Here is a 24913-nt window from a genome sequence, read left to right on the forward strand (position 1 = left end):
GGGAAACCCGCTTTTCTGGCGCTGCGGCCTGCCCTACTAAGGAAGAAAGACTTCGCCGAGCGCAGAATGACCCAGACGATCCTTACTGTTGTGAAGCAGCAGATGCTGCAGGCGAAGGCAGAAATCGCAGATGCCTGGCGTGTTTTGCGTCACCGCGGACCCAGCCAGGTGCAATTCTGGTTCATCGCGCTTGTCATAGGTATCGCGGCGGGTCTTGCGGCTGTTGGATTTCGAAAGGGAATCAACTGGTTGCAGGCCGCTCTTTACGGAACAGAGGATGTGCATTTCCTCCACAGCTTCGCAGAGCATTTGCCGTGGTACTGGATCCTGCTCATTCCTGCTGTCGGCGGTTTGGTGGTTGGTGTGGTGCTGCACCGGACGACCCCTGACGGCCGGTGCAGGTCCGTTGCCGATGTCATCGAGGGGGCGGCGCTGACCGATGGCCGGGTGGAAATCCGTGCGGGCATCGGTTCTATGATCGCATCGTTGATCACGCTCAGTTCCGGCGGGTCGTCGGGGCGCGAGGGGCCGGTGGTTCACATGGCCGGCGTGATCTCGACCTGGGTCTGCCAGAAGATCAACGCCGACGGAATTACCGGGCGCGACTTGCTCGGCTGTGCCGTGGCCGCCGCGGTCTCGGCCAGTTTCAATGCGCCGATCGCGGGTGCCCTCTTCGCGCTGGAAGTCGTCCTGCGGCATTTCGCGGTGCATGCTTTCGCCCCCATCACCATCGCCGCCGTGGCCGGAACCGTGGTCAATCGCCTGGAGCGCGGCGACGTGACCGAATTCGTTCTGGAAACTCCCGGTTCGCTGCAATTCTATGTGGAATTGCCTGCTTTCCTGTTGTTGGGGCTGATCTGCGGGTTTGTGTCACTGCTCCTGATGCGGGCAATATTCTTCGCGGATACGTTCGGCACCCATGTGCAGAACCGGATCGGCCTGCCGCGTTGGCTGCGTCCGGCGGTCGCCGGAGCCCTGCTGGGACTGGTCGCGATCTGGTTCCCGCATATCATCGGCGTGGGATACGAAACCACGATCCGGGCGCTCAGCGGTGATCTTGCGCTGGGAACCGCGGTTCTCTTTGCCGTGGTCAAGACTGCCGCGCTGGCGATCACCATGGGAGGCAGGATGGGGGGCGGGGTCTTTTCGCCGTCCCTGATGGTGGGTGCGCTGACCGGGCTGGCCTTTGGACTGATTGCCACCAGCCTGTTGCCGGAAGTCTCCGGCACCCATGCGCTTTATGCCTATGCCGGGATGGGAGCGGTCGCCGCGGCCGTACTGGGGGCACCGATCTCGACTACGCTGATCGTGTTCGAACTGACCGGGGACTGGCAGATCGGACTGGCGGTGATGGTGTCGGTCAGCATGTCCACGGCGCTGGCCTCGCGACTGGTGGACCGTTCTTTCTTCCTGACGCAATTGGAGCGGCGGAATGTCCATCTTGCTGCCGGCCCGCAGGCTTATCTGCTGGCAATGCTGCGGGCGGGTTCGGTCATGCGCCCGCTGGGCGATCCGCGCTGCATCGGATCTGCCGAGTGCGAGGCGCTTGTCGCTCAGGGGATCTCGGTTCCGGCAAGTGCCACGCTGGAGGCCGCGATGCCCTTGTTCGACCGGGATGAACACGTCTGTATCCCGGTGGTTGTCCGAGAAGAGAGCGGGAGCGAAACCGCAGTGGGTGCGCTTTATCACATTGACGCGCTCAAGGCGTATAACCGGGCGCTTGCTGCGACGGCAGCCGAAGAACATTCGTGACCGGCGCGGCAACCAGCCGGTGCTCGGGACAAGGTGTTGAATGGGCGGAGTTTCACACGCACCGGCCTTTGCAGTGAATGTTGCAAAAGCGTGGGTCCACGAGTAATTCATGTTATAGTCGGGGCCGAGAGACAAAGCTTCGCGTTGTATTGAATGTCGCTGTTTGCCGGCTGGTTCCTTTGGTGGAACGCGCAGCCGTTCATGAATAAAGACATCACTTTCGACATATGAGTAAGATATGAAAGTACTGTTGGCCGACGATCATGACCTTGTGCGAGATGCGCTGTCCGCGTTCATCGAAACCGAGGTCGACATGCAAGTCACCGCGGTGCCCGACCTGCTTGCCGCCTGCGACGCGGCGCGCCAGACACTCTATGACATCATACTGCTCGACTATTCCATGCCGGGAATGAACGGGTTGGAAGGATTGGCGCAAGCGATACAAGCCGGCGATGGTCAGCCTGTGGCTATCATGTCCGGAACCGCACCGCGAACCGTCGCCCAGGAAGCCTTGAACGCAGGGGCGGCCGGATTCTTGCCAAAGACGATTGGCGCCAGATCGCTGATCAATGCCATCAGGTTCATGGTGGCGGGGGAAACCTTTGTGCCCGCGGATTTCATGACCACCGAGGATGTCGCGGAGGACCATCCGATCGCGAAACTTCTCAGCCGCCGCGAGGTGGAGGTGCTGAAAGGGTTGTGTCGCGGCCAGTCGAACAAGGAAATCGCGAGAGACCTGGAACTACAGGAGGTCACGATCAAGTTGCACGTCAAGACGCTGTGCCGGAAGTTGTCGGCCAGGAACCGCACCCAAGCCGCCATGATCGGAAAGGAAGCCGGTCTTTTCTAGAACGTGTCGCATCCCGAGCGCCTCTGGCCACTGTTGGGATTAGGATTGCACAGGCTGGCCCGACAACAGATCACTCAGGGGCGAAGCCTTTAATTTGCGCTATACTTTCGGATAATGTTCTATTCTTTTACCGCGCTGTAAGGAGAAGACGCCTGGTTCATACTTTGGCCACGAACAAGGAGCAGAGGCAATGTTGACACGGCAGGGGTTTCTAACCGCGATCGCATTGGCCGTGTTCCCCTTGTTGCCCTCATCCGGGATTTGCGCCGAACCTCTTGCCGTGCCGACAGAAGAAATCGTGCTTGAGGTTTCTGGCAATATCGGAAACGCAAACGCCGGTACGGTCGCGCAATTCGATCTTCAGATGCTGCGGGGGATGCGCCAGGTCAGCTACGAAACAACGACCCTGTGGACCGAGGGCGTCACGCGGTTCACGGGTGTGCCGCTGAAGGAGATCCTGCGGCTTCTGAATGTGACCGATGGCGTGCTGCGGGCCCGGGCCATCAACGAGTATGCGGTCGATATACCGGTTGAAACAATCGAACCCAATGTTCCCCTGCTGGCTTTCGAGATGAATGGACAGACCATGTCACGGCGGGACAAGGGACCGCTGTGGATCGTTTATCCTTATGACTCCGATGAGGCATACAGATCGGAGACGGTCTATACTCGCAGTATCTGGCAATTGGACAGGATAGAAGTGACGGATTAGGCTGAGGCCTGATATGATCCGGCGTTGGAGAGCTGTCTGGCGAAGTCGGCAAGGTATGGTGTGAAGGGCGAAAGCAGTTTTTCCCGACCGCGTGAGCGTGGCAATCTGGTTCTGGGCGCAATCGTCGGATTGGGCCTGGCATTTTCCGTCGTGCTGGTGTCGCAACTTGCAAATCAGGCGTTGCGGGATGTGGAAAGCCTGAAGTCGGCGACTTCGGACAATGTTCAGTGGACGCTTTCCCAGGCCGAAGTCGAGTTGCTTGGCCTGCAAGTCGCGGTTGAGCAGGTCATGGCGCTGAACCCGGAACAGGTTTCCCCCCAGGATCTTGATGCCGTCAGAAAAGCCTTCGACATTTTTTTCAGCCGGTTAGCGACCTTGTCGAGCGGCCGGCTCTTTGCCGAGCTCAACAAGGATCCTGCTTTCTCGGACACGATGCAACAGGCGCAACGGGTCATGCATGCCCATCTTGCGGTGATCGACGGGACCGACACCGATCTTGTCGCTGCCTTGCCCGCAATGCGGCACGCGTTTTCCATGATCCAGCCCGCCGTCCGCACCGCGTCCGTACAGGGGCTGGTGCAGTTCGCCGAACAGTCCGACTTGCGGCGCGAAGCCCTGGCGGGGACATTGCGGCGCCTGCTGGTGCTGGTCGTGTTGTTGTTCTCGGCGCTGACCACCGTCAGCCTCTACTTGCTGATCGTCAATCGCCGGACTCTCAGGAGGAGATTCCAGGTCGAGCAGATGAACCAGCGGATGGCAACGATCCTATCCACCTCGCAGGACGCGGTGGTCGTGGTCGACAGTGCCGGCAGGATCAGGGAGTTCAGCCCGGCAGCAGAGCGGATGTTCGGTTATTCCGCCCAGGATGTGATCGGGCGCGATTCCGCAGACATACTTGTCCCAAGGGGCATCCGCAGAAGCTATCTGCGCGAAATGAGGAACCTCAAGCAGGAGAGTGACGGTCAGGGCGCGCGCAAGGAACCGTTCCGGTTCAAGGCGATGCGCCGGAACGGTGAGGTGCTTCCGATCGAATTGACGGTTCAGACGGCCCTTGACGGCCCCGAGTTGATCATCGTCGGCTTCATCCGCGACATGTCCCGCCAGATCGCCGACGAAAGAGAGTTGATCGCGGCCCGCGACCACGCCCTGGAGGGCGAGCGGATCAAGGCCGAGTTTCTGACGGTCATGAGCCATGAAATCCGAACGCCATTGAACGGCATGCTCGGAAACCTTTCCTTGCTGGAGGAAACCGAGCTTTCGCCGGTGCAGACGCGCTACGTTCGCAGCATGGATATTTCGGGCCGATTGCTGATGAGTCATGTCGACGCCGTTCTTGATATTGCCAGCCTCGAAGCGGGCAAGGTCTCGGTGAACATCGAAAAGGTGTGCATCGACGAACTTTTGCAGGATATCGTCGACAGCCAGGGCGGCAGCGCCGCCGCGCGCGGGAATGCCATCGCATGGGGCTGGGTCGGCACGGCAGCGCCCTGGGTGGAAACCGATCCGAAGCACTTGCAGCAGATCCTGCTCAATCTGGTGGGAAACGCGATCAAGTTCACCGAAAATGGCCGGATAGACATCGAGGTGGAGCTTTCATTCGCGGGCCCGTCGGACAATGGCACCGGCAGCCTGCTGGAAGTAAGGGTGATAGATACCGGTATCGGTATTCCCGAAGACCAGCTTGATCTGGTTTTCGAGGATTTCCGGACGACCGACGCCTCGTTTCATCGTGCCGCCGGCGGAACGGGGCTTGGCCTTGGGATCGCACGCCGGTTGACTCACAACCTGGGCGGCGAGATTGGCGTGGCCAGTGAACCGGGCGAAGGCAGTGCATTCTACATTCAGATCCCTGTCACAAGGGCATCCGGTCCACAAGCAAGGCCGCTGGAAACGCTGGTTCAGGGTCCCCTGTCGAAACAGGATGTCCTTGTGGTGGAAGACAACGAGATCAATCTGAAAGTCGTTGTGGAGATGCTGGAACGCGAAGGATACCGGGTAACCGCCGCCCGGGACGGGCATTCGGCTGTGGAAGAGGCATCGAAACGGTTTTTCGACCTGATCCTGATGGACATCAGCATGCCGGTCATGGATGGGTTGGAAGCCGCCCGCCGGATCCGCGAGGGCGACGGCGCTTCGGCCCGGTCCCAGATTGTCGCGTTTACCGCCAATGTCCTGCCCGGCGATGCCAGACGTTACAAGGTGGCCGGAATGAACGGCGTTCTTGGAAAGCCGCTGACATTCCAGGCCCTTCGCGACCATCTGTCCGGTCTGCCGTCCGAAGTCGTGGCGGACCGGGAGCAGAAAGACCCGACGCCCGCCTCGCAGATCGAGGATCGGCTTGCGGAATTGCGCACAGCCCTGGGGGACGTCGAAGTTTCGAAGCTGTTGCATCTCTTTGGTGGCGAATGCGCGGATTTGCTGCATGATATCTCGACCCCTCTTGCCGGCGCCGGCGCCCGTGGCGATATGGCGCGACGGTGTCATCAGGTGGCCGGCAGCGCGGCCGTCCTCGGATTGAACGGGTTGCAGGCGATACTGGCGCGCATGGAGGAGGCGGCGCAGATCTTGGAAAGCGAAGAGTTTTCGATCCTTGCCGCAGAGTTCGGGCGGCGCTGGGAAACCAGCCGAAAGAGCCTTGGTGTCTGATTGCGGCTAAGCCTGAGACGCAAATGCAACTGGCGCCGTGGTCATGCCGGGCTTCGCGCCGGAACGGGTCGCGCTGACCCATGGTCTGGCGGTATCGTTCCGAAAGGTACTTTGCCATGCATGCAGTAATTCAGTGCCGCCGCTTGCGGCGGATACAGTAGAGTGCCGTCAAGGGACAGAAAGAAGGCTGGAATGCAGATCGGCATTATCGCGGATGATTTCACCGGAGCCTCGGATATTGCGCTGACCCTGGCAGAGGCGGGATTCCGCGTGGCGCAGTTCAATGGCGTCCCAGACACTGCGGCCGAGCCCGGGCTTCAGGCCGGTGTCGTGGCGCTGAAGTCGCGCACCGCGCCGGTGGATCAGGCCGTGGCCGAGAGCCTTGCCGCCTGCGACTGGCTGCTGGCGCAGGGCTGTGGTCAGATCGTGTCCAAGGTATGCTCGACCTTCGACAGTACCCCGCAGGGCAACATCGGCCCGGTGCTTGAAGCATTGGCCGGCCGTCTGGGCGCGCGGCATATCATGGTTTGCCCTGCCTTCCCCGAAAATGGCCGGTCGGTTTACCAGGGCCATCTCTTTGTGGGGGACAGGCTGCTCAATGAAAGCGGGATGCAGGACCATCCGCTGACCCCGATGACCGATGCCGACTTGCGTCGGGTTCTCGCGGCGCAGACCCGATGGCCGGTCGCACATGTGCCGGCACAGGTGGTCGCCCGGGGCAGCGACGCAATCCTTGCCGCGCTGCCTGAAACGCCTGCCATGGTGATTGTCGATGCGATCCGCGATGCCGACCTGTTCACGATCGGAACTGCTGCGCGGGATCAGGTGCTGCTGTGCGGGGGATCGGGTATCGCGCTGGGGTTGCCTGCGAACCATGGCGCCGTTCGTGCCGAGCCGTCCTGGGATCCGGTCTCTGGCCCGGGTGTCGTTCTTTCCGGCTCCTGCTCGCGCGCGACCCGAGCGCAGGTGGCCCGGTTTCGCGAGAGGCATCCGTCGATCGAAGTGTCGGCGCAGGCGGTCATGAACGGATCGGTCACAGCCGAAAAACTGGCCGACTGGGTGCTTGGTCAGGCCGGTGTGCCGCTGGTCTACTCCTCGGCCGATCCGCAAGCGGTTCTGGACGCTCAGCAGGCCTTTGGGCGAGAGGCGTCCGCACATGCCATAGAAATGCTGTTTGCCCGGCTTGCGTGCATTCTTGCCGAAAACGGGGTGTCCCGGATCGTTGTCGCGGGGGGAGAGACCTCGGGCGCGGTGGTGTCGGGTCTAGGCGCGCGGGTACTCTATATCGGACGCCGGATCGCACCGGGGGTGCCTCTGGTTCACGTGCAGGGCAGGCAATTGGCCCTTGCGCTGAAGTCGGGGAACTTCGGAGACGAGCAGTTTTTCGAAACCGCCCTTGCTGCAATGGAGGGCGGCAGATGAGCGAAGAGACCCGCGCCCGCGAGGATATCTGCCGTATCGCCAGGTCGATGTTCGACCGGGGGCTGACCTGTGGTGCCTCGGGTAATATTTCGGTCCGGCTTTCGGACGGGACCCTGCTGGTCACTCCCACCGGCAGTTCGATGGGCTTTCTAGATCCAGCCCGGATAAGCCTTCTGTCTGCGGACATGCACCATCTGAGTGGCGATGCCCCGACCAAGGAGATGCCGCTGCATTCGGCCTTTTACGAAACGCGCAGCGAGACCGGAGCGGTCGTTCACCTGCATTCGACACATGCGGTGGCCTTGTCTATGTTGCCGGACACCGACCCCGATAACGTGCTGCCCGCCCTGACACCTTATGCGCTGATGCGACTGGGCAAGGTTCAGCTTTTGCCCTTTTTCCTGCCGGGCGACAGTGCGATGGGGGCGGCGGTGCGGGGGCTGGCCGGAAGACGTTCGGCCGTTCTGCTGGCCAATCACGGACCGGTGGTCGCGGGCAAGGACCTTTGGGCGGCGGCCTTCGCCATGGAGGAACTTGAAGAAACCGCGAAACTGGCGCTGCTCATGCGGGGCATGAACCCGCGTCTGCTGAGCGACGAGCAGATCCGTGATGTTGTCCGCGCCTTCGATGTCGACTGGTGATAACCGGCGGTCTGCCTTCCTGAGTGCGCCTTGACCAAGGATTGCCCCTGGCGCGGCTCGGGACATCCCGATCGCCGCACCTGCGTTCGATGACCCGGAATGAAGCGATACCGTCGAAGCCGCTGCTGGCCGAGGCCGGCGGTTCGAAGCGTCTTTCACCGGATATGGTGCCCTCGCAACAAATCGGGCGACCCTTGGCGGGGGCGGTCAGATCTGCAGGGAACCCACGCTTGCTCCGCCGCAGACATAGAGCGTCTGGCCGGTGACAAAGCTGTTTTCGGGGTCGCAGAAGAACAGGAAGGCGCGGGTGACGTCATCGACCCGGCCGATGCGGCCCACGGGGATGCGCTGGGCCAGCGCCTGCTGCTGCGGGCTGTCCTTTTCCACGATGCCCCAGAAATTGTCGGTCAGGATCGGCCCCGGCGCCACCACGTTGACGGTGATGCCATGCGGCGCCAGTTCCAGTGCCCAGGTGCGGGCCATGCCGATCATCCCGGCCTTGGTGGCGCCATAGGCGGTGCGGGTGGGTGCGCCCAGCGCCGCGCGGGATCCGTTGAACATCACCCTGCCAAAGCGGCGCGCCTTCATCGCGGGCAGGAACGCCTTGAGCAGTGTCAGCGCCGAGCCGAGGTGCAATTGCGCCAGCCCGGTGATGTCCGAGGGTTCGGCCTCTTCGATCAGGTTGGGCCAGATCAGGCCTGCATTGTGGATCAGGTGGGTGACCTCGTGGTTGGCGGCCACCTGGGCTGCGGCCTCGGCCACCGCCTGTGGGTCCAGGAGATCGGCCTCGACGGAAAACAGGCGGGTATGGGTGAATTCGGGCGCGTGGCGCGAGATCGAGACGACGGTATAGTCGCGCGCCAGGAGCGCCTGCGCCAGGTCCGCGCCGATGCCCTTGTTGCCTCCGGTGATGACGGCGGTATGGGTCATGTCTCCTCCACCAGCGCCAGCACCCTCAGCGGGCTGCCGGTGCCGTTCTTGATCTTCAGGGGGGCCGCGATCAGCACCGCGCCGGTTGCAGGTAGCTGGTCGAGGTCCGAGAGGCATTGCAGCCCGAAGCGTCCCGCGCCGTGCAGGTAGTAATGCGCCGGGTAGGGCGGGGTATAGTGGCTGCCTTGTCCCGCATCGGTGCCCACGGTTTCCACGCCAAAGCCGCGAATGTCGCGCTGGTCGATCAGGAAGCGGATCGCTTCCGGCGTCGGCCCCGGCGAATGCGGCCCGTCCTCGCGCATGTTGAGGTATTCGGCCCCGCGCCGTTTCGACCAGTCGGTACGCATCAGCACCCAGGCCCCGGACGGGATGCGGCCATGGCTGGCCTCCCATGCCTCGATCAGCGGTACGGTCAGCTCGAAGTCCTCGTCTCTCGCCGCGCCTTCGGAACAGTCGATGACACAGGCCGGGCCGATGAAATCGGCCGGGGCGATCTCGTCCACCGCCGCGCGCGGCAGGTCGCGGCCCGAGATCCAGTGCGCGGGCGCGTCGAAATGGGTGCCGGTGTGTTCCGACATCGAGATATTGTGCCATTTCCACGCCGGGCCGCGATGGTCATAAGCGCTGATCTCCTCCATCCGGAAGCGGGCGCATTGGCCAAACTCGGGCGGAAGGATGATGACCGGGAAATCGGGGTCGAGCGTATGGGTGAGGTCCACCACCCGGATTTCACCGGTAGCGATGCGGGAGGCGAAATTGGCAAGCGTGCTCATGCGCCTTCTCCTCCCAGCGTCATTTCGCGTTCCAGCACCTTGGGGTCGCGGCGGAACCGGTCGCGCAGGTCCTGAGCGATGTCGCCGCACCAGACGTCTTCCAATCCCCGTTGCAGCCCGTCCACGACCGACCGCGCCAGCGCCAGCGCCGTCACGCGCGGCGGCGGCAGCGGCTGGTACCAGTCGTCCTCTTCGGTGGGGCCAAAGAAGACGTTCATCACCCTCAGCCCCGAGGGCCGGAATTCGGCGCGCAGCGACTGGCTGAGCGAATAGGCCCCGGCCTGGCTGGCGGAATAGGCGCCAAAGGGGCGGGCGTTGCTCAGCGCGCCGACGCTGAGCAGGTTGACCCAGGCGGCGGCGGCGTTCACTCCGTCGGCGGCGCGGGCGCACATGCCGGGGCCAAAGGCCTGCGCCAGCCGCATCAGGCCGAGGTAGTTCACTTCCAGTTCGTCGCGGGCAAAGCCGGTGTCGCCCCGGTCGAGCACGCCGCCGGGGCGCAGGAAGCGGGCGGTGTTGATCAGGATATCGGTCTTGCCGCCGATCTCGCCCGCCAGTTTCTGCACGGATGCGGTGTCGGTCACATCCATCGGCAGGATTTCGACCCCCAGCGCCTGTAGTTCGGCGCGCTGCGGATAGGGTCGCCAGCTTTCCGGCTCTCCCGCGAAAATGATCGCGGCGCCCGCCTGTTTCAGGGCGCGGGCCAGCGCGGGCGCCTGCGCGCTGCGGGCGTCGGTGATCAGTACGCGTCGGTGTTTGGGATCGGCAGAGAGGGCACGCATCAGCGGATCGTCCTCCATGTTCGGGGTGTCGGTTTCGGGCAGGGCGACCAATACGCCCTGTCCTGCCTGGTCAAGCCGGGCCACCACGCGGACACGGGCGTGGCGCGCCACGTCGCCATGTATATGGGCCAGCACCGTGGGGCCTGCATCGAGCTGCACGGTGCCCGCGCGCCACGGCATCCGCTCGCGGAAGTAAAGGCGGGGCGAGGTCTGCACCGTGGTCTCGGCGATCAGCGTGCCACCCGGCGCCATGTCCTGCCACGGCAGGTCGGTGGACAGACAGGCGGAACAGGCGTCGCGCGGCGGGTATTGCACCTTGCCGCATTCGGCGCAGCGTTGCAGGGCGAACCGCCCCTCGGCGGCGGCGGCGGTCAGGTGAAGGGCGGCACGCGACCGCACCTCGGGCGGGCGGGTCGGTGAAACCGACCGTTTCTGCGGGTTTTTCTTGGGTGGCGGGGCCAGAGGATGGGTCATGCGCGCGCTCCGGTGGTCAGCACTGCGGCGCTGGAACACAGGCCCCGGTCGAAGTTGATCATGCCAAAGCCCGACACAAGCGCCCGTTCCGCGTCCGGCACTTGTGTGCCGCCGGCCTGTCCGGTGACCTGGCGGATCGCCTCGACCATGCCGATGAAACCGCCCGCCGCCCCGGCCTGACCAGCCGACAGTTGGCCGCCCGAGGTGTTGTGCGGGAAGTCGCCCGAGATGGTCAGATCCTTGTTGCGGAGATACGCGGGGCCCTCGCCCTTGGCGCAGAACCCCAGATCCTCGATCTGCATCATCGAGATCACAGGATAGTCGTCATAGGTCTGCACCAGATTCATCTCCTGCGGTCCCATTCCAGCCTGATCCCAGAGCACGTCCACATCCATCGTCCAGCCCCCGCGCAGCTGGATCGGGTCGTCGGCATGGGCATTGTGTCGTTCAATGGCTGCCGCCAGCCTTGCATAGGGCAGGCCAAGAGACTGCGCGCGCTCCTCGGACATGACCAGAAACGCCTCGGCCCCCGCGCAAGGCATCACACAGTCAAAGAGCGCGATCGGTTCGGCGATAGGGCGGGCGTCCAGGTATTGCTGCATGGTCAGCGGTTTCTTCATCACCGCGTTCGGGTTTTTCAGCGCATTGTCGCGCTGGGCCACGCAGAGGCGCCCGAAATCCTCGCGCGTGGCGCCGTATTCGGTCATGTAGCGGTCGGTGAGCAGGGCAAAGCTGGCGTTGGGGCCGCCGTAGCCATAGGGGTAGCTCGCGTCCATGGCGAAGCGCGAGAAGCTCGAAAGGAGTTGGCGGAAACTGTCGATATGGTTGGTATCGCCCGCGACGCAGGCGATGATCTCGGCATCGCCCGCCTGTATCGCGCGCGCCGCCCGGCGCAGCGCCACGCCTGCCGAGGCGCCGCCCATCGGGATATGGTCGAGCCAGCGCGGGCAGAGGCCCAGATGCTGGGTCAGTCCTACGGCGGTATCAGGGAAAAGCGTGAAGGACGACACCGAGAACCCATCGAGTTCAGCCGGTTTCAGCCCCGCCGCCTGCAGCGATCCGCGCAAGGCGGTGGCGATCCAGTGATGCGCGGTGTCGATGGAATAGCGCTGATAGGGGGTCGAGAAGGGCGCGACCAGCGCCACCCCTTCATAAGAGGCAGGCCGCGCCATCACGCCACCTGCCGTTTCTTGAGATGGGTGAGGGTCACGGTTGCGGGATCGTCCAGCAGCGCCTGCGCCATCTCCTTCAGCGCCTTGCGCTGGATCTTTTGCGTGGGGGTCAGGGGCAGCGCATCGACAAAGGCGATGTAGCCCGGCACCTTGTAATAGGCCATCTGGGTCAGCGCCCAATCGGCGATCTGAACGGCCAGCTCGGGCGAGGGGTCGGCTACCTTGAGACATGCAAAGACCTCGTCGCCGCGCAGCGCGTCGGGCACGGCGGCCACGCCTGCCGCCTGAATGGCAGGGTGGCGCATCAGCACGCTTTCGACCTCGACCGCGGCGATATTTTCGCCCGACCGGCGGATCACGTTCTTCTTGCGGTCCACGAAGAAGAACCGGCCCCCGGTATCGCGGCGCACGATATCGCCGGTGTGAAACCAGCCGCCTTGCCAGGCTTCGGCGGTGGCTTCGGGATTTTTGTAATAGTGCGAGAAAAAGCCGTAGCGCGGATCAGGACCGGCGTTGCGCACCAGCAGCTCGCCGGGTTCGTCCGGAGCCGCGTCCTGCCCGGTGTCGGTCACGACACGGGCGTCGACCCAACCTTCGGCCCGACCAAGGCAGGACTGGCCTATCAGCCGGTCGGGCGTGTGGGCGGCGATCACCGCGCCGGCGCCGGTTTCGGTCATCGCCCAGGCCTCGATCAGGGGAAAGCCGAAGCGCGCTTCGAACCCGGCCTGCAGCTTGGGATCGATCCCGGCGCCGAAGCCGAAGCGCACCTGATGGGACCGCTCCTCTGGCGCCTCGGGCAAGGACATCAGGATCGAGGGCATGACGCCCAGGTAATGCAGGCAGGTGGCGCGCGCGGCGGTCACGTCGGCCCACCAGCTGGACGGGTGGAACCGGTCGAGGGCGATCAGGCAGCCGCCCACGGTGACCATCGCCATGAAGGAATAGGCCATCGCGTTCATGTGGAAAATGGGCAGTGGCGTGATCATCCGCTCGCCATCTTCGGTCAGGGAGGCGACGCCGCCCAAATCGGCATACCAGCGGCCCGCCAGCAGGAAATAGGCATTGGGCAGCACGCAGCCCTTGGGGTTGCCGGTGGTGCCCGAGGTATAGAGCACCGCTGCCTCGCGCGCCTCTCCGGTCAGGGGCTCGGCCACGGCGGCATTTGCGCGGGGCGGGGGCGGTGTGTCATCGGCCCCGATGACCGGGGCCGCGAGGCCCGCCGCCGCGGCGGCGGCGCGCAGTTCGTCAAGGCGGGCGGGCAGAGCGATGACCAACGCGGGTTCGGCATGGCCCAGCAGGTATTCCAGTTCGGCGGCGCGCAGGTCGGGATTGATCGGCACGATCGAGGCGCCGATGCGGTTGAGCGCGGCAAAGACCTCGAAGAACTCGGGGCGGTTTTCCAAGAGCACAGCGACGCGCATGCCGGGTCCGTATCCGGCACGTTCCAGCACCTCGGCGCGGGTATCGACCCGGACCAGGAACGTGCCGTAGGAGACCGGCCCCGCCTCGATCCCATAGGTCGCAGCCGTTCCGGGCAGCACCTCAAGCACCGGCCGGTCCGGCCAGCGCGCCGCCGTGGCCGCAATGGCGGCATAGACGCTTTCGGCGCTCATGGCAGGAGCTGGATATTGCCGAAGGCGGCGTCGCAATTCAGCAACTCGACCTTCTTGCCCGCGATGCGGAACGCCCCATCCACCATCGCCAGATCATGCGTCACTGTCAGCGCCAGCAATTGCTGTTCGTCCAGCCGGGTTTCGACATAATGCATGTTGGTCACGGTCTGGAACCGCCCCGCCTCGGGTTCGAACAGATCAACGAAGGGCCGCTGGATCACGTGGTGGCAGCGCGACTTGGGTTTCTGCGAGAAGGTGCGCTCGCCGTTCAGCCGCTCGACCCTGAGGCGCAGCATGAAGTTGTCCTCGTAAAGGAACGAGGTGGCGTTGACCGGATCGGCCTGCTTGTAGTCGAGCGGCATCCAGTAGACCGCGTCGGGCAGCCACAGGTCGAGCCATTCGGTATAGCGGCCCTCGTCCAGCATCCGGGTCTCGGCATAGATGAAGTCGATCACGTCGTCGCGGGTGGTCATGGTTCCATTCCCCTCGCTCATTCAGCGGCGACGCCGGGGGCGTCCTCCATCGACATGGTCATGAACTTGGCCCAGGCGTGGAACTGGTTGCGCATCTGCCGTTCGGTGGTGCCGTTCTCGACCGCCTCGGTCTCGAAATCCTCAGGCCCGGTGTGCAGTCGCCGGATATCGACCCATTGCATGCCCTCGGCGTGCAGCCCCTCCTGCGCGCGCTCGTACATTTCCAGATCGTCATGGCCGACGATCGAGGTGGGGGCGTTGATCATCCGGTTGTACATGGCCGACATCGCGGTCAGTTGCTCGGGCGCGCCGACCAGCCGGTAGACATAGCTTTCCACCAGCGTCCGGTCGGCCCCCAGCGGGATGAAGTTGCGCAGTTGGGTCAGCGGCGCCTTGACCATGATATTGGGGAAATAGACCGTGTTGTGCCGGTTCTCGTCCAGGATCGCCTTGGCGCGCTCCTCGCCATAGCTTTCGACCATCGCCTCGAAATAGCCCGGGATGGCGTCGTATTTCGAATGGATCGACATGTTGACGCCGGTATGGCCGTGGCCGTTGGGCCAGGTGCGGATGCCCATATCCTCGAAGAATTCATAAGGCGACATGAAAGGCGCGATGATCTGCATCGCGGGCGGGCGCGGCTCAGGGTTGCCCATCTGTTCATAGATCTTCACCGCCGTCCCGGCCGAGCTTTCATGCGCGACCATCGGGTGGCAGGTGTCGGTCTGGTTCTCGACCAGCATTTTCCAGTTGCACTTGTGCATGTAGCGCAGCGGCGGGCCGGAGATCTCGACCCGTCCCGCAGGCGCACGGTCGACCATGTTGTCGATGGAACTGAGGCTGCCGCCAAAGAAGTCCTGAAACCCGATGCCGTCCTCGGCCAGCCGGGCAAAGACGAAGCCACGGTAATTGTGCACCGCGCCGACCGCCTGCATGCCCTTGCCGTTCTGGGTCTCGGACAGGCCGGTGCCCTCGTAGCCCTTCTTCAGCGGGATGGCGAGCAGGCAGCCGTCGGTCTTGAAGCTCCAGGCGTGATAGGGACAGCGAAAGAACTTGCCGGTGTTGCCGGCCCGGTCGATGGCGATCTTGGTGCCCTTGTGGGGGCAGCGGTTGTAGAGAACCTTTACCTCGCCATCGGTGTGGCGCACCATGATCACCGGCTGGTCACCCACTTGCGTGGTGATGTAGTCACCCTTGTTCGGAGTCTGGCTGTCATGGCCGACAAAGACCCAGGCATTGGTGAAGAGGTGGCGCATTTCCAGTTGGTAGACCGCATTGCTGATATAGACGTCGCGATGGACCCGGCCGGGTTGCACCATGGCCCTGATATCGTCCGCGTTCATGCCTTCCTCCCTTACATATCCAGCACGAGGCGCGCGCTGAGCGCCCGGCTGACACAGATTTGCATGACCTTGCCGCTGTCGCGTTCGGCCTGGCTGAGCACCACGTCGCGATGATCGGGCGTGCCCGAGATCACCCCGGTCTGACAGATGCCGCAATCTCCGCGCTGGCAATCATAGAGCGGGTCGAGCCCGGCTTCCTCCAGCGCTTCGATGATGGTTTGGCCGGCGTCCACTGGGATAACCTGCCCGGTCGAGGCGATTTCCACCTCGAAGGCGCTGTCACCCGCGGCGGGCGCGGCGGTGGTGAAAAGCTCCACATGGATGTCGGCGGGGGCGATGCCTGCGGCCTCGGCGGCGGCGCGGGCGGCCTCGATCATGCCCCTGGGGCCGCAGACATAAAGCGCGTGGCCTGAAAGCCCGGCCATCAGCGCGGTCATGTCCAATGGCGCGGTATCGTCGAAATGGGCATGAAAACCTGGACCGAAATCATCGCTCAGCCGGTCCAGCCAGGCCATCGCTTCGGCGCTGCGCCCGGCATAATGAAAGACGAAGGGCCGCGCTTGTGCCCGCAGCGCCGACGCCATCGAGATCAGCGGCGTCACCCCGATGCCGCCGGCCAGAAGGGCCACGGGCTTGTCTTCGGATCGCAGTTCGAAATCGTTGCCGGGTTCCGTCGCTGCGACCCTGTCGCCCTCGGACAGGGCATGCATCGCCCTGCTGCCACCGCCGCCTTCGTCCTCGCGCTGGACCGCGATGGTGTAGCTGCCCGGTGTGTCGCCGGGCCAGTCGATCAGGGAATAACTGCGTGGTCCGGAAGGTGTCGAAACGTCGATATGGGCGCCGGGGGTATAGGTCGGCAGGGGCTCGCCACCGGCCGCGACCAGGGTGAATGCCGAAATCCGCTTGGTCACGGCCAGTTTCTGCGCAATTCTCAAGTCGAGCATCTCGGCGCCTCCCTGTCGAAAATATGAAAAATCATATAAATCGAGTCAAGACAAATTCAGACCCCATGACAGACACGCAAGACGACACCTTTGTTTCGGGATACCTGCTGTATCTTCTCGCGGCCTCCAGCGAGCAGGCCAGCACGCAGTTTCACGATCATGTTCGCGCACGCGGGCTGCGGGTACCTGAATGGCGGGTGCTGGCCTGCCTCGTTGACAATGACGGGATGATGATCACCCGGCTGGCCCGGCTTTCGCTGATGGAACAGTCGCGGATGACGCGAATCGTCGACCAGATGGATGCGCGCGGACTGGTGACTCGGGGCGCCGACGCCAACGACAAGCGGCGGGTCCGGGTGCGTCTGACCGCAGAAGGGCGGGACCTGGCCGAATCCCTGGTCAAGGATGCCCGCCGGCACGAAACCCGGCTCTTGTCGGCACTGGCCGATACCGATGCCGCCCGCATCAAGGGCGTCCTACGGACGCTTCTGGACGTGCTGGACAAGCCGGATCCGGCATGACGCAGAATACATGCAATTTCATATTTCTTGACAAGCATCGAGGCACGGTGTGATGCTTGCCGAGGGATCGTATGGCCCGGGCTGGCCGGGCTCAGCATCACGAGGGAGGATAACATGAAGCATTTCGCACGTCTTGCTGCCGCCGCGGTCATCTGCGCCGGCACCAGCATGGCCGCCTGGGCCGCCGATACAACCTTGCGCATTTCCACCTGGCTGCCGCCCACCCACGGGATCAACACCGAGATTTTTGCAGGGCTGATCGGCATGATCGAAGAGGCCAGCGGCGGGCAGGTCAGTGGCGAGCTGGTCTTTGGCCTGGCGCCGCCGCCGGCACAAATGGACCTGATTCAGGACGGTGCCGCCGATATGGCCATCATCTTCCATGGCTATCAGCCGGGCCGGTTCATCGGCACCAAGCTGATCGAACTGCCCGGATTCGAGGGCAATGCCGAGGCTGCCTCGGTCGCTTACTGGCGTGTGCACGAGGCGCATCTGGCCAAGCTGGACGAGCATCGCGGCGTCAAGCTGATTTCGCTGAACACTCATGGTCCGGGCCAGATCCACACCAGCAAGGACGTTGCCACGCTGGCTGATCTGAATGGTCTGAAGACCCGGATCGGCGGCGGCGTCGCGGGCGATGTCGGCGCGGCACTGGGTCTGGTGGGCATCAACGTGCCGGCGCCCAAGGTCTATGAGACGCTGGAATCTGGGGCCGCCGACGCGGTGGCGATGAACGTGGGCGAGCGCGTCGGTTTCAAGCTGAACGAGGTGGCCAAGAACCTCTACGACATGCCCGGCGGGTTCTATCGCGGGTCGTTCGCGATCATCATGAGCCAGGAAACCTTCGACAGCCTGCCCGCCGATGTGCAGGCGGCGCTGGATGAAAAGGTGTTCGGCGAACCGGCCAGCCGGATGGCGGGCGCGGCCTGGGACAAGTCGGACATGATCGCCTATGAAGCGACCAGGTCGGCCGAGGGCACGAAGATCGTCGAGGCCTCGGCCGAGGATCAGGAGAAGTTCGCCGCGATCGCGGCGGAGGTGACCGCCAAGGTCCTGGCCGAACTCGAAGCCGCAGGCGTGGACGCGCAGGCCGCTTACGAGATGGTAAAGGCCGAGATGGCCGCGAACTGATACACAAGGAACCTGCCGCTCCGGTCCCTGGGGCGGCAGGTTTGCGATTGCCCAAATGATGCGACTTTTCTCCCTTTCCGTCTGGCTGCCGGGGCTTCTGGCCTCGGCCGCGCTGTTCGTGCTGATGGTCATGACCTTTGCCGATGTGGTCCTGCGCTCGGTCTTCAATGCGCCGATCGAGGTGGCGGCCGATCTGACACGGCTCCTGATGGCCGTGATGGTATTTTCGGTCATGCCGGTCCTGTCGGGCCGGAATGCCCATGTGAGCGTCGATCTGCTGGACGGCGCGTTCAGCCGGTTTCGCCTGTCGCGCTGGCGGGATGCGGCGGTTTGCCTGTTCTGTGGCGCGCTTCTGTTCTGGCCGGCGAAACGGGTGTTCGACCTGGCCGAACGGTCGCGATCCTACGGTGACGTGATGGAGTACCTGCGCCTGCCGCTGCATGTCGTCGGCTGGTTCATCGCGGCGATGACACTGGTCACGGCGGTGGTGCTGGTGGTGCGCGGCGTGCTGCTGATCGTGGCGCCGCGCCTGGCGAGGAGCGCGCCATGACCGCCTCCCTCATCGGTTTTGCCGCGGTTCTGATCCTGATCCTCGTGCGCGTGCCCATCGCCTTTGCCATGGGATTCGTCGGCATGGTGGGCTTCATGCTGGAAAGCAATTTCCGGGCCTCGATCTCGATGGTGGCGCGGCTGATTATCGACACCAGCCAGGACTATGGCCTGTCGGTCGTGCCGCTCTTTATCCTGATGGGGCTGTTCGTGAACAAGGGGGGCATCAGCCGCGAACTCTATGCCGCTTCGAACGCCTTTCTCGGCCATCTGCGCGGCGGTCTGGCCATGGCGACCATCGTGGCTTGCGGCGGGTTTGCGGCGATCTCGGGCTCGTCGCTGGCCACTGCGGCCACCATGGCCAAGGTCGCCATGCCCGAGATGCGCCGCTTCGGTTATTCCGACGAGCTTTCCACCGCATCCATCGCGGCGGGCGGCACGCTGGGCATCCTGATCCCGCCCTCGGTGATCCTTGTCATTTACGGCCTGCTGACCGAGACCTCGATCGGCAAGCTGTTCGTCGCGGGGATCGTGCCCGGTATGCTGGGCATCCTGCTGTATCTCTGCGCGGTCCGTTTCACGGTCTGGCGCACCCCCGAAGCCGGCCCCGCCGGCCCGCGCGTTTCGATGCGTGGGCGTCTGGCCGCCCTGCGCGAGGTCTGGGCTGTCGTGCTGCTGTTCTTCCTGGTGATCGGCGGGCTTTACGGCCTGTTCGACGTGCCGCCGCTGAACCTGAATTTCTCGCCCACCGAGGCGGCGGGGATGGGCGCAATGGGCGCTTTCCTGATCGCCCTGGCGCGGCGGCGGCTGAGCCTGAAGGACACGCTGGAGGTGCTGCTGGAAACCTCGATCACCGCAGCCAGCCTTTTTGCGGTGCTGATCGGGGCCTGGATATTCTCGAACTTCGTCAACGTGGCGGGGTTGCCCGCGGCGCTGAGCGACCTGATCACGGCTTATGACCTGCGCCCCTGGCAGGTGATGGCGGTGATCCTGGTGATCTACATCTTGCTGGGCTGCGTTTTCGAGTCGCTGTCGATGCTGCTTTTGACCGTGCCGATCTTCTTTCCGCTGGTCACTTCGCTGGGCTACGATCCGATCTGGTTCGGCATCATCGTTGTCGTGGTGACCGAAATCAGCCTGATCACCCCGCCCGTGGGGCTGAATGTCTTCGTCCTCAAGGGCGTGGTGGGCGACGTGACCACCGGCACGATCTTTCGCGGGGTCACGCCGTTCTGGGTGGTGGACATCATCCGGCTGGCGCTGTTGCTGGCGGTGCCGGCGCTGGCGCTCTATCTGCCGGGGCAGATGTAGGTCAGAACCCGAGTTCTTCGGGGGTTGCGAGGCGTGCTTGCAGCGCCTCGCGCATGGCATCCGGCCAGGCAATCGAAATATGCTTGTCGAGGTCGCTGGCGGCGAGGACCTGGGTCGAGGACCAGCGGATTTCCGCGCCGCAGCTGATCCGGTGACGGACAGTGACCGAAGAACGGCCGACCTTTACCACCCCTACCTCGAATTTCAGCGTTTCGCCAAAGAACGAGGGTTTCGAGAAATCGCAGCTCAGGTGCACCGTGGGCGTGCCCCAACGCTCGTTCCAGATGATGTGGTGCCACGGGAAACCCATCACCGCCCAGAATTCTTCGTTCACGCCATTCAGGATATCCAGATAGGACGGGAAATAAGCGGTTCCCGAGATGTCGCAGTCGCCGAACCGAAGCTCGCGCTCGGTGATGAAGATCTTGTCCATGATGCGGGTCTGTCCTTTGGCTGGTCCTTTTGTGTCTTGCCCCTGATTGCCGGGCCGGACGCCTTTGGCAAGCCCGAAGCGGGAAATCGGTGCTGCTAAACCGGGCGAGGGGATCAAGTTACTTGCATTTGCATATAACTTGGGGAACTCTGGTTGCGGAAAACGACCGAAAGACCCAGATGGCCGAATCGACCGATCACAGCGAACACCTCAGGGAACTGGCCGAGATCGGCCTCGATGGTTATGCGCCCTATCTGATGAATCGCATCATGGGGCGTTACAACGCGAACCTGCGCAAGGAAATGACAGCGCTGGGGCTGAGCACCGCCAAGATGCGGGCGCTGGCAATCCTGTCTGCCAAGGATGGCCTGCCCATCGGGGCGCTGGGTGTCTACGCGGTGGTCGAACAATCCACCCTGTCGCGCGCGCTGGACGGGTTACAGACCGACGGGCTGGTGCGGCGCGAGGTGGACAGCGACGATCAACGGTCGAGCCGCATCTATCTGACGCCCGAGGGGCGGGCGGTCTATGACCGGCTCTGGCCGCATATGCGCGCCAGCCATGACCGGATGTTCAAGGGCATTTCCTCGTCGGAACGTCATGCATTCCTGTCGACCTTGCAAAGGATGCTGTCCAACATCCGCGTGCACGAGTTCTGAGGCGGCATGGCGGAGCGATCCTTCAAACGCGAGGTGCAGGACCTCAAGCTCGGGGCGGGGGAGACCTTCACCGGCGAGGGTATTCTGGCGATCACAAAGGCGCTGCTTGAATCCGGCGTGGGATATGTCGGCGGCTATCAGGGCGCGCCGATCAGCCACCTGATGGATGTTCTGGCCGATGCGCAGGAGTTGCTGGGCGAGCTGGACGTGCGGTTCGAGGCGAACGCCTCCGAGGCCGCCGCCGCCGCCATGCTGGCGGCCTCGGTGCACTATCCGATCCGGGGGGCGGTCACATTCAAGGGCGCGGTGGGGGTCAACGTGGCCTCGGACGCGCTGGCCAACCTGGCATCGTCGGGCGTGACCGGTGGCGCGCTGGTGATCGTGGGCGAGGACTATGGCGAGGGCTCCTCGATCATGCAGGAGCGCAGCCATGCCTTTGCGATGAAGTCGCAATTCTGGCTGCTCGATCCGCGCCCGAACCTGCCGTCCATCGTCCGGGCGGTGAAACAGGGGTTTGCGCTGTCCGAGGCGTCGAACACGCCGGTCATGCTGATGGTGCGGATCCGCTCCTGCCACGTGACCGGCCAGTTCGACTGCGCCGACAATGTGCGCCCGCCGCTCAGTGTGCGCGAGGCGCTGTCCGATCCGCGCCGCGATTTCGCCCGCGTGGTCTTGCCGCCGATGTCCTATCAGCACGAGCGCGACAAGGTCGAAAACCGTTGGCCCGCGGCCGAACGCTTCATCATCGAGCAGGGGCTGAACGAAGTGTTTGGACCTGAGATCGCTCCGGTGGGTCTGGTTGTGCAGGGCGGCATGTACAACGGCGTGATCCGCGCGCTGCAACGGCTGGGCCTTGCCGATATCGAAGGGCGTTCGGCGATCCCGATCTATGTGCTCAACGTGACCTATCCGCTTGTCGGCGACGAGTTCCTGCGGTTCGCCGCCGGTAAGGAGGCGCTGCTGGTGGTCGAAGAGGGGCAGCCCGAATTCATCGAACAGGGGCTGGCGGCGATGCTGCACCGGGCAGGTTCGTCGGTGCGCCTGCATGGCAAGGGCCTCTTCCCTATGGCGGGCGAATATACCGGCCAGATCATGCTCGACGGGATCGCGGGGTTTCTGAAGGACACCGTGCCGCAGCTTTTGCCCGGGCAGGTCATCGCCCCCAATGCACTGCCGCCCGAGAAGCCGGACCTGTCGAAAACCGTGCCGATCCGGCCGCCGGGGTTCTGCACCGGCTGCCCGGAACGGCCCATCTTTGCCGCGATGAAGCTGGTCGAGCAGGAACTGGGCAAGCACCAGATCACCGGCGATATCGGTTGCCACCTCTTTGCCGCCCTGCCGCCCTTCGAGATCGGCGGCTCGACCATGGGATATGGGCTTGGCCCGGCCTCGAACGCGGCGTTTGACGGCGGCGGCGCGCGGCGGGCGGTCTCCTTCATCGGCGATGGCGGATTCTGGCACAACGGGCTAAGCTCATCGATCGGCAACATGGTGTTCAACCGGTCGGACAGCGTGGCCATCGTGGTAGACAACTACTACTCGGCGGCCACCGGCGGGCAGGATGTGCTTTCTTCGCGCGCCAGGAATCCATCCAAGGCGACCGGCAACCCGATTTCCAAGGCGCTCGAAGGGGTGGGGGTGAAATGGGTGCGCCAGATCGACCGCACCTATGACGTGGGTCATATGCGCGACACCATCCGCGAGGCGCTGACCACCGACTACGACGGGCCAAAGCTGATCGTGGCCTCGTCCGAATGCATGTTGAACCGGCAGCGGCGCGAGAAACCCTTGCGCGCCCAGGCGATCCGCGAGGGGCGCCGGGTCGAGGCGCCCCGGTTCGGAGTGGACGAGGATATCTGTACCGGCGATCACGCCTGTATCCGGCTCTCGGGCTGTCCCTCGCTCTCGCTCAAGACGCTTGACGACCCTCTGCGCGATGATCCGGTGGCCAGCATCGACCAGACCTGCGTCGGCTGCGGCAATTGCGGCGAGGTGGCGGATGCAGCGGTGCTCTGCCCCTCGTTCTATCGCGCCGATCTGGTGCACAATCCGGGGCGGTGGGAGGCATTGCTGGCAGGCTGGCGCAGCCGCATCATCGCCTGGCTGCAAGCGCGCCGCGCCCGGCGGGTGCTTGATTTCGGAGATGCCGCATGACCCGGATGGACAGCGTGACGGCGCCGCAGGGCGCAGACAGCGCCCGAGCCATCACCAAGCTGGTGATCATGGCGGTGGGCGGGCAGGGCGGCGGCGTGCTGACCGGCTGGATCGAGGCGGTGGCCCGCGCGGCGGGCCGCGCGGTGCAGGCGACCTCTGTCGCGGGCGTGGCGCAGCGCACCGGGGCCACCATCTATTATGTCGAGATCGCGCCCGAAGGGGTCGAGCACCCCGTCTTTTCCCTGGCCCCTGCGGCAGGAGACGTGGACATCGTCATCGCCGCCGAGATGATGGAGGCGGGCCGCGCCATTCAGCGCGGCTTCGTGACACCGGACCGGACGGTGCTGATCGCTTCGGAGCACCGGGCGCTGGCTGTGTCGGAAAAGATGGTGCCGGGCAATGGCATCGCGGCGGCCGAGGAGGTGATGGCCGCTGCGGAAGTCGCGGCGCGACGGTTCCTGAGCGCCGATATGGAGCGGCTGGCGGTCGCGAAAGGTTCGGTCATCTCGGCCAGCCTGTTCGGAGCACTGGCGGGGTCGGGCGCATTGCCGTTTACGCGCGCCGAGTTCGAAGCGGCAATCCATGCCTCGGGCAAGGGCGTGGAGGCTAGCCTCGCCGCCTTTGCCGCCGGGTTCGAGGCCATGGTCAACCCGACCGCTTCCGAGAACGCCCAACCGTCAGCGCCGGTAGAGAAGGCGCCAACAGGACCTGCCCGTGACCAGGCCGCGTGGCAGGCGCTGGAGCGCCGGGTAGACGCTCTGCCGGCAACGGTGCAGGAGATGGCGCGCGCCGGGCTGCGCAAGGTTGTGGCATTCCAGGACTGCAATTATGGCGCCGAGTATCTCGATCGGCTCGCGGCACTGGCCGGGCGCGACGATCCGGCGAAAGGTCACGCGCTGACCGTCGAGGCGGCGAAGCATGTCGCCAATGCCATGGCCTATGATGATGTGATCCGGGTGGCCGACCGCAAGACGCGTGCCGCGCGCCGGGCGCGGATCGATGCCGAGATGGGGCGGACCCAGGCGCAGGCGATGCAGGTGACCGAGTTCCTGCATCCGCGCGCCGAGGAAATCGCCTCGATGCTGCCGGCGGGCCTTGGCGCAAGAGTGCAGGCGTCGGAGGCCTGGATGGCGCGGCTTGATCGCTGGTTCAACCGGGGCCGCCGCATTCGCAGCGACCGGCTGAGAGGGTTCTTGCAACTCTACCTGCTGGCCGGGCTGAGGGGCTATCGGCGGCGTACGCTCCGGCACGCGCAGGAACAGGCGCATCTGGCCGAATGGCTCCGCAAGGTCGGCGAAACTCTCGATGGCGACTATGATCTGGCGGTCGAGCTGTTGCGCTGCCGCAGGCTGATCAAGGGCTATTCCGACACCCATGCGCGCGGGCTGTCCAAGTTCGACAAGGTGATGGCTGGCGCCGGTCTGGTTGCCGGGCGGGCGGATGCTGCCGACTGGGTGCGACGGTTGCGCGAGGCGGCCTTGCAGGATGAGGAAGGAAAGGCGCTCGACGGGGCGCTCGAGACGATCCGGTCTTTTGCCGGGTAAAGTCTTGCGAGGCTCCGCCTCGCGCTCCGGAGTATTTGGAACCAGAATGAAGCAGAGGCGCCCGGAAGTTGTCGCGGGGCGCTGATC

The 24913-nt window shown here is 64.2% G+C and carries 22 protein-coding genes; 13 read left to right on the plus strand and 9 right to left on the minus strand.

The window, feature by feature from the left end; all coding sequences use genetic code 11:
* Positions 1-66: 66 nt before the first annotated feature.
* The 6 genes from BLT75_RS09805 (at position 67) to otnC (ending at position 8023) form a co-directional block, all read left to right on the plus strand.
* A complete protein-coding gene (locus BLT75_RS09805; protein ID WP_093030267.1) occupies positions 67-1752 on the plus strand; it encodes a chloride channel protein in 1686 nt (561 codons plus the stop codon).
* A gap of 238 nt (positions 1753-1990) precedes the next feature.
* Complete coding sequence (locus BLT75_RS09810; protein ID WP_093030270.1) at positions 1991-2602, plus strand: response regulator transcription factor; 612 nt, start codon at positions 1991-1993, stop codon at positions 2600-2602.
* 190 nt (positions 2603-2792) lie between these two features.
* Positions 2793-3314 (plus strand): putative pterin-binding protein, encoded by a 522-nt coding sequence (locus BLT75_RS09815; protein WP_093030273.1) that lies wholly within the window; start codon positions 2793-2795, stop codon positions 3312-3314.
* 60 nt (positions 3315-3374) lie between these two features.
* Positions 3375-5960 carry a hybrid sensor histidine kinase/response regulator gene (locus BLT75_RS09820; protein ID WP_093030276.1) on the plus strand — a complete coding sequence of 862 codons (2586 nt, stop codon included), beginning with the start codon at positions 3375-3377 and terminating at the stop codon, positions 5958-5960.
* Between the two features lie 192 nt (positions 5961-6152).
* Entirely contained in the window at positions 6153-7382 is a 1230-nt protein-coding gene (otnK, locus tag BLT75_RS09825) for a 3-oxo-tetronate kinase (protein ID WP_093030279.1), read from the plus strand.
* Positions 7379-8023 carry a 3-oxo-tetronate 4-phosphate decarboxylase gene (otnC, locus tag BLT75_RS09830; protein ID WP_093030281.1) on the plus strand — a complete coding sequence of 215 codons (645 nt, stop codon included), beginning with the start codon at positions 7379-7381 and terminating at the stop codon, positions 8021-8023. Before otnK ends, otnC begins: the two co-directional genes overlap by 4 nt.
* Before the next feature lie 207 nt (positions 8024-8230).
* Here the strand turns inward: otnC and BLT75_RS09835 are convergent, their stop codons facing one another.
* The 8 genes from BLT75_RS09835 to BLT75_RS09870 are packed head-to-tail and all read right to left on the minus strand — an operon-like array spanning position 8231 to position 16524.
* Positions 8231-8953 (minus strand): SDR family NAD(P)-dependent oxidoreductase, encoded by a 723-nt coding sequence (locus tag BLT75_RS09835; RefSeq protein ID WP_093030284.1) that lies wholly within the window; start codon positions 8951-8953, stop codon positions 8231-8233.
* The gene (locus BLT75_RS09840) at positions 8950-9726 is read right to left on the minus strand and encodes a cyclase family protein (RefSeq protein ID WP_093030286.1); all 777 of its coding nucleotides are present in this window, start codon (positions 9724-9726) and stop codon (positions 8950-8952) included. The genes BLT75_RS09835 and BLT75_RS09840 overlap by 4 nt, the downstream gene beginning before the upstream one ends.
* Positions 9723-10979 (minus strand): SDR family oxidoreductase, encoded by a 1257-nt coding sequence (locus tag BLT75_RS09845; protein WP_093030289.1) that lies wholly within the window; start codon positions 10977-10979, stop codon positions 9723-9725. The genes BLT75_RS09840 and BLT75_RS09845 overlap by 4 nt, the downstream gene beginning before the upstream one ends.
* Positions 10976-12151, minus strand: a complete 1176-nt coding sequence (locus BLT75_RS09850) for a thiolase family protein (RefSeq protein ID WP_093030292.1) — start codon at positions 12149-12151, stop codon at positions 10976-10978. Before BLT75_RS09850 ends, BLT75_RS09845 begins: the two co-directional genes overlap by 4 nt.
* Positions 12151-13764 (minus strand): AMP-binding protein, encoded by a 1614-nt coding sequence (locus BLT75_RS09855; protein ID WP_093030296.1) that lies wholly within the window; start codon positions 13762-13764, stop codon positions 12151-12153. The genes BLT75_RS09850 and BLT75_RS09855 overlap by 1 nt, the downstream gene beginning before the upstream one ends.
* Complete coding sequence (locus BLT75_RS09860; protein WP_093030575.1) at positions 13761-14237, minus strand: aromatic-ring-hydroxylating dioxygenase subunit beta; 477 nt, start codon at positions 14235-14237, stop codon at positions 13761-13763. The genes BLT75_RS09855 and BLT75_RS09860 overlap by 4 nt, the downstream gene beginning before the upstream one ends.
* 17 nt (positions 14238-14254) lie before the next feature.
* The gene (locus BLT75_RS09865; protein WP_093030299.1) at positions 14255-15580 is read right to left on the minus strand and encodes an aromatic ring-hydroxylating dioxygenase subunit alpha; all 1326 of its coding nucleotides are present in this window, start codon (positions 15578-15580) and stop codon (positions 14255-14257) included.
* A gap of 11 nt (positions 15581-15591) precedes the next feature.
* A complete protein-coding gene (locus tag BLT75_RS09870) occupies positions 15592-16524 on the minus strand; it encodes a PDR/VanB family oxidoreductase (RefSeq protein WP_093030302.1) in 933 nt (310 codons plus the stop codon).
* Between the two features lie 65 nt (positions 16525-16589).
* Here BLT75_RS09870 and BLT75_RS09875 point away from each other — a divergent pair, with 65 nt between their 5' ends.
* From BLT75_RS09875 to BLT75_RS09890, 4 genes are all read left to right on the plus strand, one after another.
* Positions 16590-17045: a MarR family winged helix-turn-helix transcriptional regulator gene (locus BLT75_RS09875; protein WP_093030305.1), complete on the plus strand. Its 456-nt coding sequence runs from the start codon at positions 16590-16592 to the stop codon at positions 17043-17045.
* 114 nt (positions 17046-17159) lie between these two features.
* On the plus strand, positions 17160-18176 hold the full coding sequence (locus BLT75_RS09880) for a TRAP transporter substrate-binding protein (RefSeq protein ID WP_093030308.1): 1017 nt from the start codon (positions 17160-17162) through the stop codon (positions 18174-18176).
* 55 nt (positions 18177-18231) lie between these two features.
* Complete coding sequence (locus BLT75_RS09885) at positions 18232-18726, plus strand: TRAP transporter small permease (RefSeq protein WP_093030311.1); 495 nt, start codon at positions 18232-18234, stop codon at positions 18724-18726.
* Positions 18723-20036, plus strand: a complete 1314-nt coding sequence (locus BLT75_RS09890) for a TRAP transporter large permease (protein WP_093030314.1) — start codon at positions 18723-18725, stop codon at positions 20034-20036. Before BLT75_RS09885 ends, BLT75_RS09890 begins: the two co-directional genes overlap by 4 nt.
* 1 nt (position 20037) lies before the next feature.
* Here BLT75_RS09890 and BLT75_RS09895 read toward each other — a convergent pair whose 3' ends face one another.
* Positions 20038-20469: an acyl-CoA thioesterase gene (locus BLT75_RS09895; RefSeq protein WP_093030319.1), complete on the minus strand. Its 432-nt coding sequence runs from the start codon at positions 20467-20469 to the stop codon at positions 20038-20040.
* Positions 20470-20648: 179 nt separating this feature from the next.
* Here BLT75_RS09895 and BLT75_RS09900 point away from each other — a divergent pair, with 179 nt between their 5' ends.
* Genes BLT75_RS09900 through BLT75_RS09910 form a run of 3 tightly spaced genes read left to right on the plus strand, consistent with a single transcriptional unit; the run spans position 20649 to position 24826 of the window.
* The gene (locus tag BLT75_RS09900) at positions 20649-21128 is read left to right on the plus strand and encodes a MarR family winged helix-turn-helix transcriptional regulator (RefSeq protein ID WP_093030322.1); all 480 of its coding nucleotides are present in this window, start codon (positions 20649-20651) and stop codon (positions 21126-21128) included.
* A 6-nt stretch (positions 21129-21134) separates the two neighbouring features.
* Entirely contained in the window at positions 21135-23282 is a 2148-nt protein-coding gene (locus BLT75_RS09905) for a thiamine pyrophosphate-dependent enzyme (protein ID WP_093030325.1), read from the plus strand.
* A complete protein-coding gene (locus tag BLT75_RS09910) occupies positions 23279-24826 on the plus strand; it encodes an indolepyruvate oxidoreductase subunit beta family protein (protein ID WP_093030328.1) in 1548 nt (515 codons plus the stop codon). Before BLT75_RS09905 ends, BLT75_RS09910 begins: the two co-directional genes overlap by 4 nt.
* The last annotated feature ends 87 nt before the right edge of the window (positions 24827-24913 follow it).

Origin of the sequence: Ruegeria marina, from assembly GCF_900101475.1 — a bacterium.
Classification (GTDB): Bacteria; Pseudomonadota; Alphaproteobacteria; order Rhodobacterales; family Rhodobacteraceae; genus Ruegeria_B; species Ruegeria_B marina.

Bases quoted from the DNA above. Each gene is read 5' to 3' on its own strand.
- BLT75_RS09815 (WP_093030273.1), top strand. From the start codon at position 2,793: ATGTTGACACGGCAGGGGTTTCTAACCGCGATCGCATTGGCCGTGTTC.
- BLT75_RS09805 (WP_093030267.1), top strand. From the start codon at position 67: ATGACCCAGACGATCCTTACTGTTGTGAAGCAGCAGATGCTGCAGGCG.
- BLT75_RS09855 (WP_093030296.1), bottom strand. From the start codon at position 13,764: ATGAGCGCCGAAAGCGTCTATGCCGCCATTGCGGCCACGGCGGCGCGC.
- BLT75_RS09885 (WP_093030311.1), top strand. From the start codon at position 18,232: ATGATGCGACTTTTCTCCCTTTCCGTCTGGCTGCCGGGGCTTCTGGCC.
- BLT75_RS09895 (WP_093030319.1), bottom strand. From the start codon at position 20,469: ATGGACAAGATCTTCATCACCGAGCGCGAGCTTCGGTTCGGCGACTGC.
- otnK (WP_093030279.1), top strand. From the start codon at position 6,153: ATGCAGATCGGCATTATCGCGGATGATTTCACCGGAGCCTCGGATATT.
- BLT75_RS09865 (WP_093030299.1), bottom strand. From the start codon at position 15,580: ATGAACGCGGACGATATCAGGGCCATGGTGCAACCCGGCCGGGTCCAT.
- BLT75_RS09900 (WP_093030322.1), top strand. From the start codon at position 20,649: ATGGCCGAATCGACCGATCACAGCGAACACCTCAGGGAACTGGCCGAG.
- BLT75_RS09880 (WP_093030308.1), top strand. From the start codon at position 17,160: ATGAAGCATTTCGCACGTCTTGCTGCCGCCGCGGTCATCTGCGCCGGC.
- BLT75_RS09910 (WP_093030328.1), top strand. From the start codon at position 23,279: ATGACCCGGATGGACAGCGTGACGGCGCCGCAGGGCGCAGACAGCGCC.
- BLT75_RS09835 (WP_093030284.1), bottom strand. From the start codon at position 8,953: ATGACCCATACCGCCGTCATCACCGGAGGCAACAAGGGCATCGGCGCG.
- BLT75_RS09850 (WP_093030292.1), bottom strand. From the start codon at position 12,151: ATGGCGCGGCCTGCCTCTTATGAAGGGGTGGCGCTGGTCGCGCCCTTC.
- BLT75_RS09810 (WP_093030270.1), top strand. From the start codon at position 1,991: ATGAAAGTACTGTTGGCCGACGATCATGACCTTGTGCGAGATGCGCTG.
- BLT75_RS09890 (WP_093030314.1), top strand. From the start codon at position 18,723: ATGACCGCCTCCCTCATCGGTTTTGCCGCGGTTCTGATCCTGATCCTC.
- BLT75_RS09870 (WP_093030302.1), bottom strand. From the start codon at position 16,524: ATGCTCGACTTGAGAATTGCGCAGAAACTGGCCGTGACCAAGCGGATT.
- BLT75_RS09845 (WP_093030289.1), bottom strand. From the start codon at position 10,979: ATGACCCATCCTCTGGCCCCGCCACCCAAGAAAAACCCGCAGAAACGG.
- BLT75_RS09840 (WP_093030286.1), bottom strand. From the start codon at position 9,726: ATGAGCACGCTTGCCAATTTCGCCTCCCGCATCGCTACCGGTGAAATC.
- BLT75_RS09860 (WP_093030575.1), bottom strand. From the start codon at position 14,237: ATGACCACCCGCGACGACGTGATCGACTTCATCTATGCCGAGACCCGG.
- BLT75_RS09875 (WP_093030305.1), top strand. From the start codon at position 16,590: ATGACAGACACGCAAGACGACACCTTTGTTTCGGGATACCTGCTGTAT.
- otnC (WP_093030281.1), top strand. From the start codon at position 7,379: ATGAGCGAAGAGACCCGCGCCCGCGAGGATATCTGCCGTATCGCCAGG.
- BLT75_RS09905 (WP_093030325.1), top strand. From the start codon at position 21,135: ATGGCGGAGCGATCCTTCAAACGCGAGGTGCAGGACCTCAAGCTCGGG.